The organism is Gulosibacter sediminis (assembly GCF_014904065.1).
In the GTDB taxonomy this organism is placed as follows: Bacteria; Actinomycetota; Actinomycetes; order Actinomycetales; family Microbacteriaceae; genus Gulosibacter; species Gulosibacter sediminis.
Genome location: NZ_JACXJG010000010.1, coordinates 181,246 through 182,199, shown reverse-complemented (window position 1 = coordinate 182,199; position 954 = coordinate 181,246). Strand labels below are relative to the sequence as shown.

General features: G+C 63.6%; 1 protein-coding gene. It reads right to left on the bottom strand.

Annotated features, from left to right (window positions below):
- Positions 1-136: 136 nt before the first annotated feature.
- The gene (locus ID132_RS06515) at positions 137-481 is read right to left on the bottom strand and encodes a hypothetical protein (RefSeq protein WP_125107092.1); all 345 of its coding nucleotides are present in this window, start codon (positions 479-481) and stop codon (positions 137-139) included.
- Between the last annotated feature and the right edge of the window lie 473 nt (positions 482-954).

The following is a 954-nucleotide window of genomic DNA, read 5'->3' as shown; positions in this document are numbered from 1 at the left end:
AAATGGGACATCGGCGACACTCTGTCTCAGCCGCCTCAGGCACGCGCTCGCGACCCAGAGCAGAGTGTCCCCGGCATCCCACTTTCGCGCTCAGNAAATGGGACATCGGCGACACTTTGGGCAAGCAGCCGGGAAGCTAGGGAGCAAGAGGCATGGCGGATGCGGCGCGCGGGTTCGAGCGCCGGGCCAGCAGCGCGCGGAGGTCGGCGATGAGGGATCCGTCTTCACCCATGGCGGTCACGGTGACGCGGACGTACTCGTAGCCGAGTGCCCGCAGTCGCCGCTCTCGCTCGAGATCGCGCCGAAACGTCTTGTCGTCGGTGCGGTGCACATCACCTTCGTACTCGATGGCGATCTTTGCCTCGCGGTAAAGCAGATCAACCTCGGCCGACCAGTCCCCCTCGTGCGACTGCACGATGCCGTTCACCTCGGGCTCGGGGAGTCCGGATCGCACGAGCAGGAGGCGTAGTCGTGTCTCCATGGGCGAAGCGACGCGACGGCGCGCTAATGCGAGGGCATCCCTCGCAGTACCGATCCCGGGAATCGGACCCACTTCTTGCAGTCGCGCCTCGAGTGACCTCATCGTGGTTGCGGGGCGCTGATGCAACCTGAGACCCGGATAGTGGGATTTGTTCGTCAGCAACGCATCGAGCATCACCACGGCATCCTCGACGGTGAGATTACGGCAGCAACTGAGGAATGTCTCGACGGGCCGCAGCACTGGGAGTCGTCGAAACGTGCGGACCTGAAACTGTGACTTCGTCTGCTGAATGGCGGGGTTCTTCGGTCGCTTCGTGGCGGGGTCAGGTGACACCGATGACCAGGGTGCTCTGTGCGGCTTCGATGACGTCGTTGGTGATGGTGTCGAGTTCGTTGATCTTCAGGACCCGCTGGATCTGGGGGAAGAGGCGTTCGAGGAGCCGGAAGTTGCCGCGGGTGATCCGTGCGATGGCT